General features: G+C 68.9%; 14 protein-coding genes. 5 read left to right on the top strand and 9 right to left on the bottom strand.

Features of this window, described 5'->3' with window-relative positions; translation table 11 throughout:
- Position 1: 1 nt before the first annotated feature.
- The 3 genes from mutS to D3D02_RS02970 all read left to right on the top strand — a co-directional run bounded on the left by mutS (position 2) and on the right by D3D02_RS02970 (position 6,026).
- Positions 2–2,950, top strand: a complete 2,949-nt coding sequence (gene mutS / locus D3D02_RS02980; RefSeq protein WP_121568508.1) for a DNA mismatch repair protein MutS — start codon at positions 2–4, stop codon at positions 2,948–2,950.
- Entirely contained in the window at positions 2,943–4,649 is a 1,707-nt protein-coding gene (gene mutL, locus D3D02_RS02975) for a DNA mismatch repair endonuclease MutL (RefSeq protein ID WP_121568507.1), read from the top strand. The genes mutS and mutL overlap by 8 nt, the downstream gene beginning before the upstream one ends.
- 174 nt (positions 4,650–4,823) lie before the next feature.
- A complete protein-coding gene (locus D3D02_RS02970; protein WP_121568506.1) occupies positions 4,824–6,026 on the top strand; it encodes an MFS transporter in 1,203 nt (400 codons plus the stop codon).
- 47 nt (positions 6,027–6,073) lie between these two features.
- Here D3D02_RS02970 and D3D02_RS02965 read toward each other — a convergent pair whose 3' ends face one another.
- The gene (locus D3D02_RS02965) at positions 6,074–6,385 is read right to left on the bottom strand and encodes a hypothetical protein (protein WP_121568505.1); all 312 of its coding nucleotides are present in this window, start codon (positions 6,383–6,385) and stop codon (positions 6,074–6,076) included.
- A 90-nt stretch (positions 6,386–6,475) separates the two neighbouring features.
- Between D3D02_RS02965 and D3D02_RS02960 the strand changes: the two genes are divergently transcribed.
- On the top strand, positions 6,476–6,721 hold the full coding sequence (locus D3D02_RS02960; RefSeq protein ID WP_121568504.1) for a hypothetical protein: 246 nt from the start codon (positions 6,476–6,478) through the stop codon (positions 6,719–6,721).
- 43 nt (positions 6,722–6,764) lie between these two features.
- Here D3D02_RS02960 and D3D02_RS02955 read toward each other — a convergent pair whose 3' ends face one another.
- Positions 6,765–7,811 (bottom strand): 5,10-methylenetetrahydromethanopterin reductase, encoded by a 1,047-nt coding sequence (locus tag D3D02_RS02955; protein WP_121568503.1) that lies wholly within the window; start codon positions 7,809–7,811, stop codon positions 6,765–6,767.
- Positions 7,801–8,556: a coenzyme F420-0:L-glutamate ligase gene (locus D3D02_RS02950; RefSeq protein ID WP_121568502.1), complete on the bottom strand. Its 756-nt coding sequence runs from the start codon at positions 8,554–8,556 to the stop codon at positions 7,801–7,803. Before D3D02_RS02950 ends, D3D02_RS02955 begins: the two co-directional genes overlap by 11 nt.
- 158 nt (positions 8,557–8,714) lie before the next feature.
- Between D3D02_RS02950 and D3D02_RS02945 the strand changes: the two genes are divergently transcribed.
- The gene (locus D3D02_RS02945) at positions 8,715–10,040 is read left to right on the top strand and encodes an NUDIX domain-containing protein (protein WP_121568501.1); all 1,326 of its coding nucleotides are present in this window, start codon (positions 8,715–8,717) and stop codon (positions 10,038–10,040) included.
- 188 nt (positions 10,041–10,228) lie between these two features.
- On the opposite strand, the gene engB is transcribed toward D3D02_RS02945, so the two are convergent.
- The 6 genes from engB to D3D02_RS02915 all read right to left on the bottom strand — a co-directional run bounded on the left by engB (position 10,229) and on the right by D3D02_RS02915 (position 15,407).
- On the bottom strand, positions 10,229–10,849 hold the full coding sequence (engB, locus tag D3D02_RS02940) for a GTP-binding protein EngB (RefSeq protein ID WP_121568805.1): 621 nt from the start codon (positions 10,847–10,849) through the stop codon (positions 10,229–10,231).
- Positions 10,850–10,924: 75 nt separating this feature from the next.
- On the bottom strand, positions 10,925–11,488 hold the full coding sequence (locus tag D3D02_RS02935) for an NUDIX hydrolase (protein ID WP_121568500.1): 564 nt from the start codon (positions 11,486–11,488) through the stop codon (positions 10,925–10,927).
- Positions 11,489–11,524: 36 nt separating this feature from the next.
- On the bottom strand, positions 11,525–12,058 hold the full coding sequence (locus D3D02_RS02930) for a DUF5809 family protein (protein ID WP_121568499.1): 534 nt from the start codon (positions 12,056–12,058) through the stop codon (positions 11,525–11,527).
- Between the two features lie 56 nt (positions 12,059–12,114).
- On the bottom strand, positions 12,115–12,615 hold the full coding sequence (locus D3D02_RS02925; RefSeq protein WP_121568498.1) for a DUF5810 domain-containing protein: 501 nt from the start codon (positions 12,613–12,615) through the stop codon (positions 12,115–12,117).
- Positions 12,616–12,684: 69 nt separating this feature from the next.
- Positions 12,685–13,176: a ribosomal protein S18-alanine N-acetyltransferase gene (gene rimI, locus D3D02_RS02920; protein WP_121568804.1), complete on the bottom strand. Its 492-nt coding sequence runs from the start codon at positions 13,174–13,176 to the stop codon at positions 12,685–12,687.
- A gap of 254 nt (positions 13,177–13,430) precedes the next feature.
- Positions 13,431–15,407, bottom strand: a complete 1,977-nt coding sequence (locus D3D02_RS02915; protein WP_121568497.1) for an aconitate hydratase — start codon at positions 15,405–15,407, stop codon at positions 13,431–13,433.
- Between the last annotated feature and the right edge of the window lie 66 nt (positions 15,408–15,473).

The following is a 15,473-nucleotide window of genomic DNA, read 5'->3' as shown; positions in this document are numbered from 1 at the left end:
TATGGAAGGCGCGGAGTCCGACGCGAGCGACGGGGCTGGAGAGCACGCCGAGGAGACGGCTGCGGCCGGCACGCCGTCGCGGTCCGACGACGAGTCCGAGCGGCGCCCGGAGGGGCCACCCCAGAAGATGCTCGACCGTCGGGAGGAACTCACGCCGATGCTCTCGCAGTATCTCGAACTCTGCGAGTCGCACCCCGACGCGCTCGTGCTCTTTCAGGTCGGCGACTTCTACGAGGCGTTCTGCGAGGCGGCCGAGACGGTCGCCCGCGTCTGCGAGGTGACGCTGACCAAGCGCGAGGACTCGACGGGGACCTATCCGATGGCGGGCATCCCGATCGACAACGCCGCGTCGTATCTCGAATCACTCCTCGACGCCGAGTACCGGGTCGCCATCGCCGATCAGGTCGAAGACGCCGAGGAGGCCTCGGGGCTGGTCGACCGCGCCGTGACGAACGTCGTCAGTCCGGGCACGGTCGTCGACGACGAACTGCTCGACCGCGCGAGCGCGACGTATCTCGGCGCGGTCGTCGGCCTCGGAGGCGACGAGGGGCGCGACGGGGGACGCGACGGGGGACGCGCGGGCGACGCGACCGACGCCGAGGCCGCACTCGCGACGCTCGACGTCTCGACGGGCGAGTGTCAGGTGACGAGCGCCCCCGCCGACCGGATCGACGACGAACTCGAACGCCTCGCCCCGGCGGAACTGCTGGCCGCCCCCGACGCGGGCGTCGAGCCGTCGACGCTCGGCTTCGAGACGATGCTCACCGAACACGAGCCCGAGGCGTTCGCGCTCGATCGGGCCGACGAGACGCTCGCGGCGTACGTCGCGGAACCAACCGCCGTCCTCGACTCACCCACCGAACGGCGCGCCGTGGGGGCGCTCCTCGACTACGCCGAGTACACGCAGGGCGACGACGGCGCGCTCTCGTACGTCTCGCGCGTCCGCCGGTACGACCTCCAACGCTCGCTCAGACTCGACGCGACGGCGATGCGGAGTCTCGAACTGTTCGACTCGCGGCACCCCGGACGCGGGGAGACGTTGCTCGACGCGCTCGATCGGACCGCGTGCGCGCCCGGCCGCCGCAAACTGGAGTCGTGGCTGCGGCGCCCGCTGCTCGACCGGGAACGAATCGAGCGCCGACACGACGCCGTCGCGGAACTGCTCGACCGGCCGATGGCCAGAGAGACGGTCCGGGACCACCTCGAACAGGTGTACGACCTCGAACGTCTGGCCGCTCGCGTCTCCCGCGAGCGTGCGAACGCCCGCGACCTGCGCTCGCTGCAGACGACCCTCGACGTCGTCCCGGACGTCAGAGCCGCCCTCGAAGACGCCGAATCGGAAGCCCTCAGTGACCTTCGGGCGTCGCTCGACGGACTGGCCGACGTCCGCGACCTGATCGAGCGGGCGATCGAACCTGACCCGCCGCAGGAGATCACGGAGGGCGGCGTCGTTCGCGAGGGATTCGACGACGAACTCGACGAGATCCGCGCGACCGAGCGGGACGGCCGCGAGTGGGTCGCCTCGCTCGAAGCGCGCGAGCGCGATCGGACCGGCATCGACTCCCTGGAGGTCGGCTACAACCAGGTCCACGGCTACTACATCGAGGTGACGAATCCGAACCTCGACCGCGTCCCCGACGACTACACCCGGCGGCAGACGCTGAAGAACGCCGAGCGGTTCTACACGCCGGAGCTGAAGCGTCGCGAGGACGAGATCCTCTCGGCCGCCGAGCGCGCCGACTCCCTGGAGTACGAGGTGTTCTGCGAGGTGCGCTCGCGCGTCGCCGACGAGACCGAGCGGATTCAGGCGCTCGCGGACGCGCTCGCCCGCCTCGACGTGCTGACGTCGTTCGCGGCTGTCGCCGCCGGCGGGAACTACGTCCGTCCCGAGATGGGTGCGGAGACGCTCCGGATCGAGGCCGGCCGACATCCCGTCGTCGAGCGGACCCAAGCGGAGTTCGTTCCCAACGGCGTCGACTTCGCGGACGGCCACGTCGCCGTCATCACCGGCCCGAATATGAGCGGCAAGTCGACGTATATGCGGCAGACGGCACTCATCGCGCTGCTCGCGCAGGCGGGGAGTTTCGTTCCGGCGGACGCGGCGAGATTGCCCGTCCTCGATCGAATCTTCACCCGGGTCGGCGCCTCCGACGACATCGCTGGCGGGCAGTCGACGTTTATGCGCGAGATGGCCGAACTCACCGACATCCTCCACGACGCCACCGACGACTCGCTCGTGCTGCTCGACGAGGTGGGCCGCGGTACCTCCACCGCCGACGGCCTCGCGATCGCCCGCGCGACGACGGAGTTCATCCACGACGAGATCGGTGCGACGACGCTCTTTGCGACGCACTACCACGATCTAACTGCGCTCGCCGACGACCTGCCGAACGCGTTCAACCTCCACTTCACGGTGAGCAAAAGCGAGGACGGCGACTCCCCGTCGGACGGCGGGAGCGAGTCACCCTCTGAGCCCGACGTGACGTTTCTCCACCGCGTCGCGCGCGGCGCGTCCTCGTCGTCGTACGGCGTCGAGGTGGCGAAACTGGCCGGCGTGCCGGACCGCGTCGTCGCCCGCGCCAGAGAGCACCTCCGGGCGTCGGCCGGCGACGACACGGATTCGGAGCCGGCGCACGCACGTCTCCCGCGCGAGGGCGCGCTGCCCTCTGAGGATGCGTCGCAGTCGTCGAACCGGGCGACGAACGGCGAACTTGACGACCCTGCGGCCGACCGAAACGACACGCTCGCGGCGTACGTCGACGGCCTCGACGCGGAGGACGACCCCGATCGACCGGACGCCCCCGGCCGACTGGACGACCCGGACGACGCCGCACCGACAGACGCCGAGCGCGCGGTCCTCGACGAACTCCGGGATCTCGACGTCGCCCGAACCACCCCGCTCGAAGCGCTCAACACGCTGGAAGCCCTACGACGGCAACTAGATGAGTGAGGAGCGCTCGGAGCCGCGCGGCGACCACGGCTCGGTCCGTCGGCTGGACGACGCGACGGTCGCGAGCGTCGCGGCCGGCGAGGTGATCACCCGTCCGGCGGACGTCGTCGTCGAACTGCTCGAAAACGCGCTCGACGCCGGAGCCTCGCGGATCAGCGTCGCCGTCGACGGCGACGGGACGGCGCAGATCCGCGTCCGCGACGACGGCGGTGGGATGAGCCGGCGGGACGCCGAACTCGCGGTCGAGCGGCACACGACGAGCAAACTCGAATCTGGCGAGTCCCTCTCAGCGGTCGAGACGCTCGGCTTCCGCGGCGAAGCGCTCGCCAGCATCGCGACGGTCGCCGAACTCGAAGTCGTGACGAACGACGGCGGGCCGCGCGGCACGCGCGTCGTCGCGTCCGGCGGTCCCGGCCCGGACCGCCTCGAACCCGTCGGGCGCGGCCGGGGAACGACCGTCACCGTCCGCGACCTGTTCGCGGAGACGCCCGCGCGCCGCGAGTCGCTCGCGGCCGCCCAGACTGAGTTCGCCCGTATCAGTGACGCGGTCTCCCGGTACGCGCTCGTCCGCCCGGACGTCGCGATCACGCTGGGACACGACGGCTCGGAGGTGTTCTCGACGCCCGGGACCGGCGAGTTCGCCGACGCGATACTGGGCGTGTACGACCGGCAGGTCGCCTCGCGAGCGACGACGTTCGATGCCACCCGGCGCGTCGGCTCGGCTCGTGCGGGAGACGGCGCGGGGCTCACAGTCGACGGGGCACTCGTCCAACCGTCGATCACCCGTGCGCGCCGCGATCACGTGTACGTCGCCGTCGACGGGCGTCCCGTCCGCAACGCGCAGTTGCAGCGCGCCGTCGTCGATGGCTACGGGGATCTGCTCGCCGACGGCCGCGCGCCCATCGCGGTCGTGTCGCTGTCGCTGCCGACGTCGTGGGCGGACCACAACGTCCACCCGCGCAAGCGGCGGGTCCGCCTCCGGTCGTCCGACGAGGTCGCGGACGCGGTCGCGGGCGCCGTCAGTGACGCGCTCTCGACCGCCGACCAGCGGCGCGCGGCGGACCTCTCGATGGACCTCGACGACACGCTGGAACCGCTGTCTGGCACCGAATCGGCGTTCGACGACGTGCGCGTGCTCGGGCAGTTCCGCGACCTCTATCTCCTCTGTGCGTTCGAGGACGAACTGCTCGTGGTCGACCAGCACGCGGCCCACGAGCGGGTGAACTACGAGCGTCTCCGGGCTGCGGTCTCGGGTGAGACCCCGACTGCAGCGATCGACCCGCCCGAGAGCGTCTCGCTGACGCCGGGGCAGTACGCGGCCGTCGAGTCCCACCGTGATGAGTTGTCCAAACTCGGATACGACCTCGACTGCTTCGGCGAGACGACGGTTCGCGTCCGTTCGGTACCGGCACCGATGGGCCGGGCGGCCGCCTCCGAGAGCGTCCGCGACGCAGTCGACGCGCTTCGGCACGGTGAAACACCCGAAGACGGCCGCGACGCGCTGCTGAAAGACCTCGCGTGCCACCCCTCGCTGAAGGCCGGCGACGACCTGAGCGACGCGGAGGCGACGGCGCTCGTCGATCGGCTCGGATCCTGCGAGAACCCCTACGCCTGCCCGCACGGCCGCCCGACGGTGCTCACAATCGGGGAAGACGCGCTCGTTCGGGGGTTCGGACGACGCGGCACTCGAATGGACTGATCTGCTCCGGTCGTCGAAGGCTGTCGCGCCGCTCTAACGGAGCTGGTGCACCACTGGTGCGGCGGCGCTGGTGCGGGATGTCGAAATTCTTTACCACCGCCCTCACGAGGCTTCGGCAGTGCACGTCCGTCCCACCGATCACCCTGAACAGCCTCGCCGGGAGCCGATACGCCGATGACGATTCTCGGCTCGGTCGGTCGGGAAGCCAGGGCGCTCTGGGGGGACGGCGAGGGCCGTTCGCTGGCCGTCATCGCCGGCGGGTGGGGTCTCCTCCTGGGCACGCGGATGATCTACCCGGTTCTTCTCCCGTACTTCCGCGAGACCTTCGGCCTCAGTCTGTCGGTCGCGGGGTTGCTCGTGACGATCCTGTGGCTCGGGTCGGCGATCGGACAGCTTCCGGGCGGAATCTTGGCCGACCGATACAGCGAACGCCTCGTGATGACGGCCGGTGCCGCCGTCGTCGCAGTCAGCGTCGGGGCAGTCGTCGCCGCACCCACGGCGCTGGCGCTGTTCGCGGCGACCGCGTTCGTCGGCCTGGGCCAGTCGCTGTACCCGATCGCGCGGATCACGATCCTCGCGACCATCTACCCCGATCGAATCGGGAGCGCGCTCGGCGTGACGATGGCGACGGGCGATCTCGGGCAGACTGTCCTCCCGCCGGTCGCGGGAGCCCTGGCGGTTGCCGTCGCTTGGCAGACGGGGCTCGCGTTTATGATTCCACTGCTCGCCGCCGCGGCGGTCGCGCTCTGGGTGTTGCTGCCGCGACAGACCGATTCCGAGGGCGGTATCGACGAACTCTCCGCCGATACGGCGCGGCACGTACTCGCCGAAATCCGCGCGAGCAACGTGGCCTTTCTCGCGTTCATCCTCTTTCTCTACATCCTCGTCTGGCAGGCGTTCACCGGCCTGTATCCGACGTATCTCGTCGGGGAGAAGGGGCTGTCCTCCTCGACGGCGGCGCTTCTCTTCAGCCTCTTTTTCGCCATCGGCGTCCTCGTCAAGCCAGTCGCCGGAGCGGCCTACGATCGGATCGGGCTCCGACGATCGCTCGTGATCGTACTTTCCGGCCCCGTCGTCGGCTTTGGGCTGCTTCCCGTCGTCGACAGCCTCGTCGGACTCGTCGGAATCACGGCGCTCGTGAGCACGATGCTCGGCTCCGGTGCGATCACGCAGTCGTACTTCTCGGACGCGTTCTCAGAAGAGATCCGCGGGACCGGCCTGGGTGTGGTCCGTACCACGACCGCGACGCTCGGGGCCGCCGGTCCGGTCCTGTTGGGCGCGATCGCCGACCGCGGCTACTTCGACGAGGGGTACTGGCTCGTCGCCGTCGTGCTCGCGGTCGTGATCGTCCTCACTCTCCGCGTCTCAGAACCGTAGGCCGTGGCCGGCCGGGAGCGACGGAGAATCGGCCTGCGGCTGTCGGCTCACCAGTCTTTGCAGTCCGCACAGACGTGTCCCCCGTCCTGCGACCAGAGCCGGTCTGCGACGGTGCCACAGGCAGGGCACTCGACGCCGTCGGGGTCCCAGCGGTACGTGGCCGTCGCCGGCTCGACGTCGTCAATGAGGGTTTCGCTGTCGTCGGCGTCGCCGCTGCGAGTTCCGGTGTGGGCCTCGGGCTCCTCGTCGCCTGATTCCGTCTTGGCGCCGCCGTTTTCTGATTCCGTCTCGGGCTCGTCCGCTCCCGATTCCTCTGCGGCGTCGCCGACGAACTCCTCGAGGGACCGGTCCCGCTCCATACTCCATCGAGTGGCGGCGTCGGCTTAGCGGTGGCGACTCGCCACGCGGAGTTCCGCACACACATATACGATGAGGACGAACCCCCGGCTATGGTCTCGGTCATCGACTTCATCGTGCAGTTGGTCACGAGCATCGTCACTCTCGTCAGGACGTTCCTCTTCGAGGTTTTCCTCGGCGTCGATCCGCTCACCGCGGTGCTGTTCCTGTTCGGCGGCGGGCTGACGACCGCAGTGGTGCTGTACTTCACCTACCTCACGCTCGGGGCGCTCGTGAACCAGCTCACCGGCCTGGGATCGAGCGCCCGCGAATCGTCGCCCAACCGACCGGCCCAATAACCCGCACCGCGCTTTTCTTCCGCTGTACGAAGACCGCGCCGAGCTACTGCGCCTGCTCGAACGCGTCGGCCGCGAGTTCGATCGCCGTCTCGGGATCGGGCCCGAGCGGCGATCCCACGACGATCCCGTCCGCGTGATCGAGGAGTGCGCTCATTCGCTCGACGACGTCCGCGGGCGTGCCGGCGATCGAGAACGCGTCGATCATCGCCGGCGTGACGCGCTCGAAGGCCTCGCCGAACGCGCCCGCACTGATCTGCTCGCCGATCGCTTCGGCCAGCGACGCGTCGATGTCGTGTCTGTCGAGCACCGGTGGAGCCGCTCCGGCGACGATGAACGCGACCGGGGGCCGGGCGGCCTCGCGCGCCGCCTCGGCGTCGTCGTCGACGCTGACGCTGGCGTACGCCAGCAACTCGAAGTCGCCGCGGTGGTCGGGGCGGTCTTCGCTGCCCTCTTCGACCCGGTCGCGCGCCCACGCGAGATCGTCCGGGTGTGAGCCGTTGTACAGCAGTCCGTCGGCGTGTTTGCCCGCCATCCGGCACATATGCGGCCCTTCGCCGCCGACGTAGACGGGGATCTCGCCGGGTACCTCGAAGTTGAGTCCGGCGTCGTGCGCCTCGAACGTGCCGTCGTGGGTGACGCGCTCGCCCGCCCAGAGGTCCTGTGCGACTTTGAACGCCTCCAGCACCGACCGCAGGCCCCGCTCGTCTTCGAGGCCGAGGTTCCGGAGCGTCGAGGGGTCGCCCGGGCCGATCCCGAACGCCGCCCGGCCGTCCGACAGTTCCGCGACGGTGGCGGTCTTCGAGGCGAGCGTCACGGGGTGGAGTTCGTAGGGATTCGCGATCCCCGGACCGATTCGCATCGTCTCGGTCTCGCCCGCGAGTCGCGTCAGGGTCGCGAAGGGATCGCGGTTGTTGTAGTGACACGTCACGAACGCGACGTCGTAGCCGACGGATTCGGCGGTGACGCCCTCGGCGACGACCGTCGAAATCCGGTCGTCGGGCACCAGTTCGATCCCGAGCGTGGGTTCGTCGTCGGCCCCGCTTCCGTCGTGGGACTCGCTTCCGGCACCGGTCGCGCCGTCACTGTGCATACGACCACCCCCGGACCGCCTGGCGAACGAAGTCGGTCTCGATCTCGCGGAAGTGCGCGTCGCTGCCGCCGTGGTCGCCCCACTCGAAGTCGCGGACGACGACCGCGGGGGTGCCGTCGTCGCCCTCGCCCGCCACGAGGTTCGCGGCGGCGGCGAGTTCGTCGACGACGTTCTCGACGGTGACGCCCAGTTCGCGCCCGTCGCGGTCGGTCTCGCCGCGCCAGTCGCGGGACGCCGAAAGCCCGGCCCAGCCGATGGCGACGCCGCGCTGGCCGTGTCGGAACGGTCGCCCGCAGGTGTCGGTGACGACTACGCGATTGGCGGGAAGGTCCTCGCGGATCCGCTCGGCGCTCTCTGTGGGGTGCTCCGGGAGCAACAGCAGGTCGCCGTCGGGGACGTTCGAGCGGTCGATGCCGGCGTTGACGCCGACGTGGCCGAACCGCGTCTCCGTCAGGAGGAACGGCGCGTCCATCAGAATCTCGACGCTCTCTTCGAGGACGGCCTGTGCGAAGCGCGGGTCCTTCTCCTCGCCGGTGTGCTCGGCGAGCGAGTCTGCGATCTCGCGGGCCCGCGGTCCGGCCGGGAAGTCAGACAGATCGGCGCTTCGCCCCTCCGCCTTCGAGACGATGGTCGAGGCGACGCAGACGACGTCGTCGGAGCGGAGATCGACGCGCTCGCGGATCAGCGCCGCGACGTCGTCGCCCGCCCGCACCTCTGGCAGATCGGGGACAGCGAACAGTTCCATACAGAGTGAGCGTGCGCGGCGGTAAAAAGCGAACAGGTGATGGCTAGCGTCTCCGGTATACGGCCGAGTACCACAGTTTTGCGACGCGTGCGGACTCGACGGCTGGGATCCAGAGGGCCACCGAAAAGACGTTTCGCCCGGCGTGCGAACTACTGGCAATGGCACACGTAGTCACTTGCTTCCTCAGAAACCGCGGGGAGATCCTCCTCACTCGCCGCAGCGACGCGGTCGGGACTTACCGGGGGCGCTGGGCGGGCGTCTCGGGGTACATCGAGGGCGACACCGCCGATGCCGAGCGCGACGCGTATCGGGAACTCCGCGAGGAGGTCGGCCTGACCGACGCCGACCTCGAACTCCTCCGCGCCGGCGACGCACTCGCAGTCGACGACGAGCAGGGCTCGTTCACGGTCCACCCGTTCCTGTTCGAGACTGGGACGCGCGAACTCACGACCAACGAGGAACTCGCCGCCGTCGAGTGGGTCGACCCGACTGTGATCAGAGACAGAGCGACGGTCCCGCGCCTCTGGGAGACTTGGCGGCAAGTCGCCCCCACGGTCGCGGACGTGCGAGACGATCGGACTCACGGCTCGGCGTGGGTCGCCGCACGCGCGCTCGAAGTGCTCCGCGACGCGGCTATCGAGGCCGACGACTGGGGGGCACTTGCGGCGGTCGCGCGCCGTCTCCGCGACGCGCGACCGGAGATGGCTGCCGTCCCGAACCGCGTGAATCGCGTCGTCGCCGAGGTGTGGCAGTCGGCAGACGACGGCCCAGCGCCCGACCCACACGCGGTCGCAGAGCGCGCGATCGACGCGATCCACGACGCGTTCGAGGCTGACTCCGGCGCGGCGACGACGGCCGCGACCCGACTTCGGGACGCCGACGCGACGGCGGTGGCGACGCTCTCGCGCTCCGGGACCGTCCGCGAGGCGCTCGCGGCCCTGAACCCTCCGACGGTCGTCGTCGCGGAATCGCGCCCCGAATGCGAGGGCGTCGGCGTCGCCGAGTGGACTGCTGCCGAGACGGACGCGTGGGTGACGCTGACGACGGAGGCCGCGCTTCCGACGGCGATCGCCGACCGCGACGCCGACGCCGTCCTCGTCGGCGCCGACGCGGTGTTCCCGAATGGGGACGTAGTGAACAAGACGGGGACCCGCGTGCTCGCGCTCGCCGCGCGCGACGCCGGCGTCCCCGTCTACGTCGTGGCCGCGCGGGATAAGATCAGGCCAGTCGCGGTCGACGAGCCGGCCGCGACCGGTGGTGAGCACGGCGGCGCTGAGCGCGCCCCTGCGGAAACATCGCCGGCGGCTGCCGTCTACGACGGCGACGCCGACGTCGACGTCCACGCGCCGACGTTCGAGATCGTCCCCGGAACGCTCGTCGACGGCGTCGCCACCGAGGCGGGGCTGCTCGGCGAGCGCGACGTACAGGCGGTGGCCGAAGCCCACGCGGCGAACGCGGCGTGGGACGCGGAGCGTACCGATTGAGTCGCGCTCTCACGGCGAGGAACACGTGCGGCGGTCGGACGGAAGTACGAGAAGCGAGAAGTTCTTCACTCGCGCGCGCTGATCGTCCACCGGTGGCGATGACGAGGGTTACCCCCACTCAGCCCCTTGTGATGACGCCTCTTTACTGAGCCACCGTTTCCGAGACACGCACCCGAGTAGCAACGGCGCTAGCTGACGAACTTCAGCAGGTCGTCGCGCTTCTGCTCGTGGAACTGCGTCCGGAGCGCCTCGTTCAGCGCGTCGACGTCGCCACGCTTCGCGCTGATCGGGGCGATCGTCTCGCGCCACTGCTTCCACGGCGGGTGCAGGCCGAGCCGGTCACAGAGCGCGTCCAGTCGCTCGTCGCGGTCGCCGACCTTATCCATCTTGTTGACGGCGACGACCGTCGGCACGTCGAGTTCCCACAGGAAGTGGAACAGCTCGACGTCGTGCGGGATCTCGTCGGGGCCGGAGTGCCGGTCGATGATGTCGATGACGCTCTTGCCGTCGACGACGAGCACGGCCGCGAGAATGTCGTCGGCGTTGGACTCCACGTACTGGACGACGTCGGTCTTGATCTGCTCGCGCCGCTCCTCGTCGACGCCGGACATAAAGCCGAATCCGGGCAGGTCGGTGAACATGAAGTTCTCCGAGACCCAATCGAAGTGGTTCGGCGACCGCGTCACGCCGGGCTTCTGTCCGGTCGTGATCTTCGAGTGCCCGGTCAACTCTCGCATCAGCGTCGACTTCCCGACGTTCGACCGGCCGACGAGCACGACCTCCTCGCGGTCCGGACGATCTTCGAACATACGCGAGCGGAGGCCGTCGCCGCGGTTAACGCTGACGCTCACACCCCGAACCGGACTCTCCACCTGGACGCGGCGCTACAGCAGTCCTTCCTCGCGAGCCAACAGTACGCCTTCCAGCGTCGCGTCGTTCGTCGGTTCGGCACGGGCGACGTCGATGGCTTCCTCGACCGGCACCGAGTGGACCGAGAGGAACTCGTTGTCGTCCAGGTCGCGCTCGACCGGCGTGAGATCGGTCGCGAAGACGAAGCCGCGGCGGTGCCGCAACACACCCGTCGAACACCAGAAGTCCTGCAGAAGCGCCGTGCTTCCGGCCTCGAAGCCCGTCTCCTCGCGGAGTTCGCGTGCCGCGGCGGTCGTGAACGACTCGCCCGCCTCGACGATCCCCGCGGGCAGTTCCAACTGCGTCTCCCGAATCGTCGGCCGGTACTGTTCGACGAACACCACCGAGTCGTCCTCGACGGCGACGACGACGACGGCCGTGGCGAGTTCGGCCCAGTAGTACTGCTTCGTCGTCCCGTTCGGCTGCTCGACGAGGTCGTAGCCGCCGGTGTACCAGCCCGTCTCGTACTCGGTTTCGGACTCCCGGACGGGCCACTCTGGCTCCGGTAACGGCTCGTGTCTGCGTCCGTCGTCAGTCATCACCCGACAGTCCGGCGGGACGCGGCTTAATCGTGATTACTCGCGACTGCTCGTCTCGGTACTGCTGTCTGCATCGCCGCCCGTGTCGCTGGTCTGGCTGCCCGTATCGCTCGTCTCGCTATCGTCGTCTGCCGATGAGCCGTCACTGCTGTCCTCGAACTTCGGGCGATACAAGCGACTGAACGCCTGCTTGCGGAGCGTCCCGACCGCGGCCTCGCGCTCGTTCTGGAACGTCGCCGCGACGACCGTCTCGGCGAACGGCGCGGCGTGCCAGGCGACGCGGTCGACGTCGTCGCTGCCGAGCGTGATCACCTCGTAGTCGGGATGCTCGTCGACCCACGCGTCGAACTCCGCGCGCGACCCGATTGTAACAGCCAGCTGATCGGCGAACAGGACGTTCCGCGCCCGTTCGACGACCTCGCTCGTCACGCGCTCGCGGTACTCCTCGCGGTCGAACGCCATCGCCTTGGCCGCCTCCCGAACGACCTGCGTCGCGGTCGGGCCGGTCGACTCGAACGCCGCACGCGCTGTCGCCAGCGACTCCGGCGAGAGGGTTCCCTCGGTCTCCATACGCGTCCGTCGGCCACTCGAGAACAAACGTTTTCGGTCTCGTCAGTTCTCCGGCGCTACTTGTCTGCGTCTCCGCTCGTCGCACCCGTGTTCGAACCAGGTTCGGGTTCTGATTCCTCATCTGCTTCTGCACCCGCCTCGGCCTCCGTGTCCGTGTCGATCATCTCGGCAGTCATCTCCCGCGCCTCTGCGAGGATCGAGCGGGCCTCCTCGTCGAGAGAGCCCCGGCCTGCCGCGGCGGCCGCTTCGGGATCGACCGCGCCCGGACCGGACTGGCCGCGCTGGTGTCCGTGCCGATGGCCGTGCTGGTGCGTGTGTCCGTCGTGCCCGTGCGCGTGGGCGGTGTCTTCGAACACCTGTTCGTAGTCCGCTTCCGATGCAAGTTCGGCTACTTTCGGAGCGAGTTCCGCCTCGCCGTGCTCGGACCACTCGGGAACGTGCTCGTCGAGCCACGTCTCGTGATCGTCGTTGTTGACCATCGCGGTGAACGCGAGATGGTTCGCGAGGTGGGTCGCATCTTGCTGCGGAACCGCACAGACCGGACAGGAAAAGCCCATACCCGCGGGTATGGCGTCGGAGTACAAGGGCGTGTGGTTCCCAACCGGGTCGGGTGTCGCCGTCGCGGGCTATCTGTCGTCCGCCCGGCCCTGGAGATCGACGACGAGCAACAGGGCGTCCTCGCCGTCGGAGTAGTACTGCGGAATCCGTCGGGTCGGTTCGAAGCCCTCGTCGCGGTACAGCGCCCGGGCGACGTCGTTGCTCTCGCGGACTTCGAGCTTCACGATCGCCGCGCCCGCGAGCGAGAGCCCGAACAGTGCTTCGCGGAGCAGCCGGCGACCGACGCCCTCCCCGCGCGCGTCGGGACGGACGGCGAGGTCCTTGATGTGGCCGATGTCGTGGCCGTGATTCGGCATCACGTCGCCGACGACGTAGCCGAGAATCTCCTCGTTGCTTCCGACGGTCTCTGTGGTCCGAACCGCCACCAGAAACGCCGGCGCGTCGAGTACCGACTCGAACGCCGCGTAGGGCCACGGCTCCGAGAAGGACGCGCGCTCGATGCCGAGAACGTCGAGCAGGTCGGCGCGGTCGACCGGACGGACCCGAACGTCGGGTGCGATGTTCGATCCGTCCGCGCCGGATTCCGTCTCGTCCGACCGGGTTCCGCGGTCACTCTCGGAGTCGCGCACGCGAGAGGGTTCGACACTGAGAGGCAAAAATCCGCTGGCTCGGGGCGGTTCGGCTGGAGGGTTGCAGGGACGTCGCGATCATAGCTCCGCGCCCCAGCGTCGCGAAACTGCGGCTGCTGTGGCTCCGAGTCGATCGCAACGAAAGAAAAATCGTGCTGTCGTGAGTGCCGCCGGGGCTGACCCGATCAGTCGTCGGCGGGGGCTGCGCCGCTGCCGCCCTCTTCGTACTGCTCTTTCGTGAGCCGGAGCTTGCCGCCGGCTTCGAGGATGCCGCGCTCGCGCTCGGAGGCGTCGAGTTCCGCGGTGGCTTCCCAGTCGTCGTTCACGCGGATGGTGAACTCGGTCTCGCCGGACGCGACGGCTTCGGCGACATCGGTGACGATCTCGACGTCGTCGCCCTGCTCGATGTCGGCGTAGGTCTCCTCGTCGATCGAGAGCGGGACGATGCCGAAGTTGAACAGGTTCGCCTTGTGGATGCGGGCGAACGACTCGGCGAGAACGGCCTCGATGCCGAGGTACTGCGGACACATCGCCGCGTGCTCGCGCGAGGAGCCCTGGCCGTAGTTCTCGCCCGCGACGAGGACGCCGCCGTCGGCGTCGAGTGCGCGCTGTGCGAACGTGTCGTCGACGCGCGAGAGCGTGAACTCCGAGAGCTTCTCGATGTTCGAGCGGTACTTGAGGATGTCCGACGTGGCCGGGATGATGTGGTCCGTCGTGATGTTGTCCTCCATCTTCAGGAGCACCTCACCCTCGATGTCGGCCTCGAGCGGCTCGCCGATCGGCGCGGAGCCGATGTTGGGGCCCTTGACGAGTTCGTCGTCGACGGCCTCCTCGGGCTCGATGATGTCGGTCTTCGACCCGTCGTACGCGTCGGGGAGTTCGACGCCGGGCGCTTCGAGGTCGCCGAGTTCGTCGGCGAGGTCACGCGGGTCGACGAGTTCGCCTTTGATCGCCGCGGCGGCGGCGACCTCCGGCGAGGCGAGGAAGACGGAGTCGTCTTCGATGCCCGAGCGGCCCTCGAAGTTGCGGTTGAACGTCCGCACGGAGACGGAGTCCGAGGCGGGGACGTGGCCGATGCCGATACAGGCACCACACGTCGCCTCCGAGAAGTTGACGCCGGCCGCCATCATCTCGGCGGTCCAGCCTTCGCGGGCGAGGATCTCCGACGCCTGCTTGGAACCGGGCGCGACGATCATCTCGGTCTTCATATCGACCTCGCGGCCTTCGAGCATCTTCGCGGCCGGGAGGATGTCCTCGTAGCCACCGTTCGTACAGGAGCCGACGATGACCTGCTCGACGGACTCGCCTTCGACTTCGCGGACGGGAACGACCTTGTCCGGCATCGACGGCTTCGCGACGAGCGGCTCGATCTCCGAGAGATCGATGACGATCTCGTCGGCGTACTCGGCGTCCTCGTCTGCCGAGAGCTCGACGTACTCGTCTTCACGACCCTGTCGCGCGAGGTACTCTTCGGTCTCCTCGTCGGTCGGGAAGATCGAGGAGGTCGCGCCGAGTTCGGTACCCATATTCGTGATCGTCGTCCGCTCGGGAACCGAGAGCGTCTCGACACCGGGACCGGTGTACTCGAAGACCTTGCCGACGCCGCCCTTCACGGAGAGCCGACGGAGCATCTCGAGGATGACGTCCTTCGCGCTCGCCCACTCGGGGAGCTCCCCTTCGAGGCGGACGTTGACGACTTCCGGCATCTCGACGTAGTACGCGCCGCCGCCCATCGCGACGGAGATGTCGAGGCCACCCGCGCCGATCGCGAGCTGGCCGAGACCGCCGGGCGTCGGGGTGTGCGAGTCCGAGCCGAGCAGCGTCTTGCCGGGTGCGGCGAAGTTCTCCTTGTGGACGTTGTGGCAGATGCCGTTGCCCGGGCGGGAGAAGTACGCGCCGTAGGTACCGGCCGCAGAGCGGAGGAAGCGGTGGTCATCGGTGTTCTTGAAGTCGAACTGGTACGTCTGGTGGTCACAGTACTGCGCTGCGAGTTCGGTCTGGACTTCGTCGAGTTCGAGCGCCTCGAACTGCAGCCATACCATCGTACCTGTCGTGTCCTGTGCGAGGACCTGGTCGATCTCGATCCCGATCTCCTCTCCGGGTTCGAGTTCGCCCTCGACGAGGTGATCGTCGAGAATCTTTTCTGTGAGCGTCTGTCCCATAACATCCGTGGGTCGACCGTCTACGACTATAAATCCCGCATGTTTGAGGCCGAGAGTATGTCCATA

Origin of the sequence: Halobellus sp. Atlit-38R (genome assembly GCF_003665925.1) — an archaeon.
GTDB classification, from domain to species: Archaea; Halobacteriota; Halobacteria; order Halobacteriales; family Haloferacaceae; genus Haloquadratum; species Haloquadratum inordinatus.
Note: the sequence above shows the minus strand (reverse complement) of the source record. Positions and strands in the feature narration are given on the sequence as shown.

What these genes read in the sequence shown, in the direction of transcription:
- D3D02_RS02930 (WP_121568499.1), bottom strand. Translation starts at nt 12,058, where the DNA reads ATGGAGACCGAGGGAACCCTCTCGCCGGAGTCGCTGGCGACAGCGCGT.
- D3D02_RS02960 (WP_121568504.1), top strand. Translation starts at nt 6,476, where the DNA reads ATGGTCTCGGTCATCGACTTCATCGTGCAGTTGGTCACGAGCATCGTC.
- D3D02_RS02965 (WP_121568505.1), bottom strand. Translation starts at nt 6,385, where the DNA reads ATGGAGCGGGACCGGTCCCTCGAGGAGTTCGTCGGCGACGCCGCAGAG.
- D3D02_RS02970 (WP_121568506.1), top strand. Translation starts at nt 4,824, where the DNA reads ATGACGATTCTCGGCTCGGTCGGTCGGGAAGCCAGGGCGCTCTGGGGG.
- D3D02_RS02915 (WP_121568497.1), bottom strand. Translation starts at nt 15,407, where the DNA reads ATGGGACAGACGCTCACAGAAAAGATTCTCGACGATCACCTCGTCGAG.
- D3D02_RS02950 (WP_121568502.1), bottom strand. Translation starts at nt 8,556, where the DNA reads ATGGAACTGTTCGCTGTCCCCGATCTGCCAGAGGTGCGGGCGGGCGAC.
- mutL (WP_121568507.1), top strand. Translation starts at nt 2,943, where the DNA reads ATGAGTGAGGAGCGCTCGGAGCCGCGCGGCGACCACGGCTCGGTCCGT.
- engB (WP_121568805.1), bottom strand. Translation starts at nt 10,849, where the DNA reads ATGTTCGAAGATCGTCCGGACCGCGAGGAGGTCGTGCTCGTCGGCCGG.
- D3D02_RS02935 (WP_121568500.1), bottom strand. Translation starts at nt 11,488, where the DNA reads ATGACTGACGACGGACGCAGACACGAGCCGTTACCGGAGCCAGAGTGG.
- D3D02_RS02945 (WP_121568501.1), top strand. Translation starts at nt 8,715, where the DNA reads ATGGCACACGTAGTCACTTGCTTCCTCAGAAACCGCGGGGAGATCCTC.
- mutS (WP_121568508.1), top strand. Translation starts at nt 2, where the DNA reads ATGGAAGGCGCGGAGTCCGACGCGAGCGACGGGGCTGGAGAGCACGCC.
- D3D02_RS02925 (WP_121568498.1), bottom strand. Translation starts at nt 12,615, where the DNA reads ATGGGCTTTTCCTGTCCGGTCTGTGCGGTTCCGCAGCAAGATGCGACC.
- D3D02_RS02955 (WP_121568503.1), bottom strand. Translation starts at nt 7,811, where the DNA reads ATGCACAGTGACGGCGCGACCGGTGCCGGAAGCGAGTCCCACGACGGA.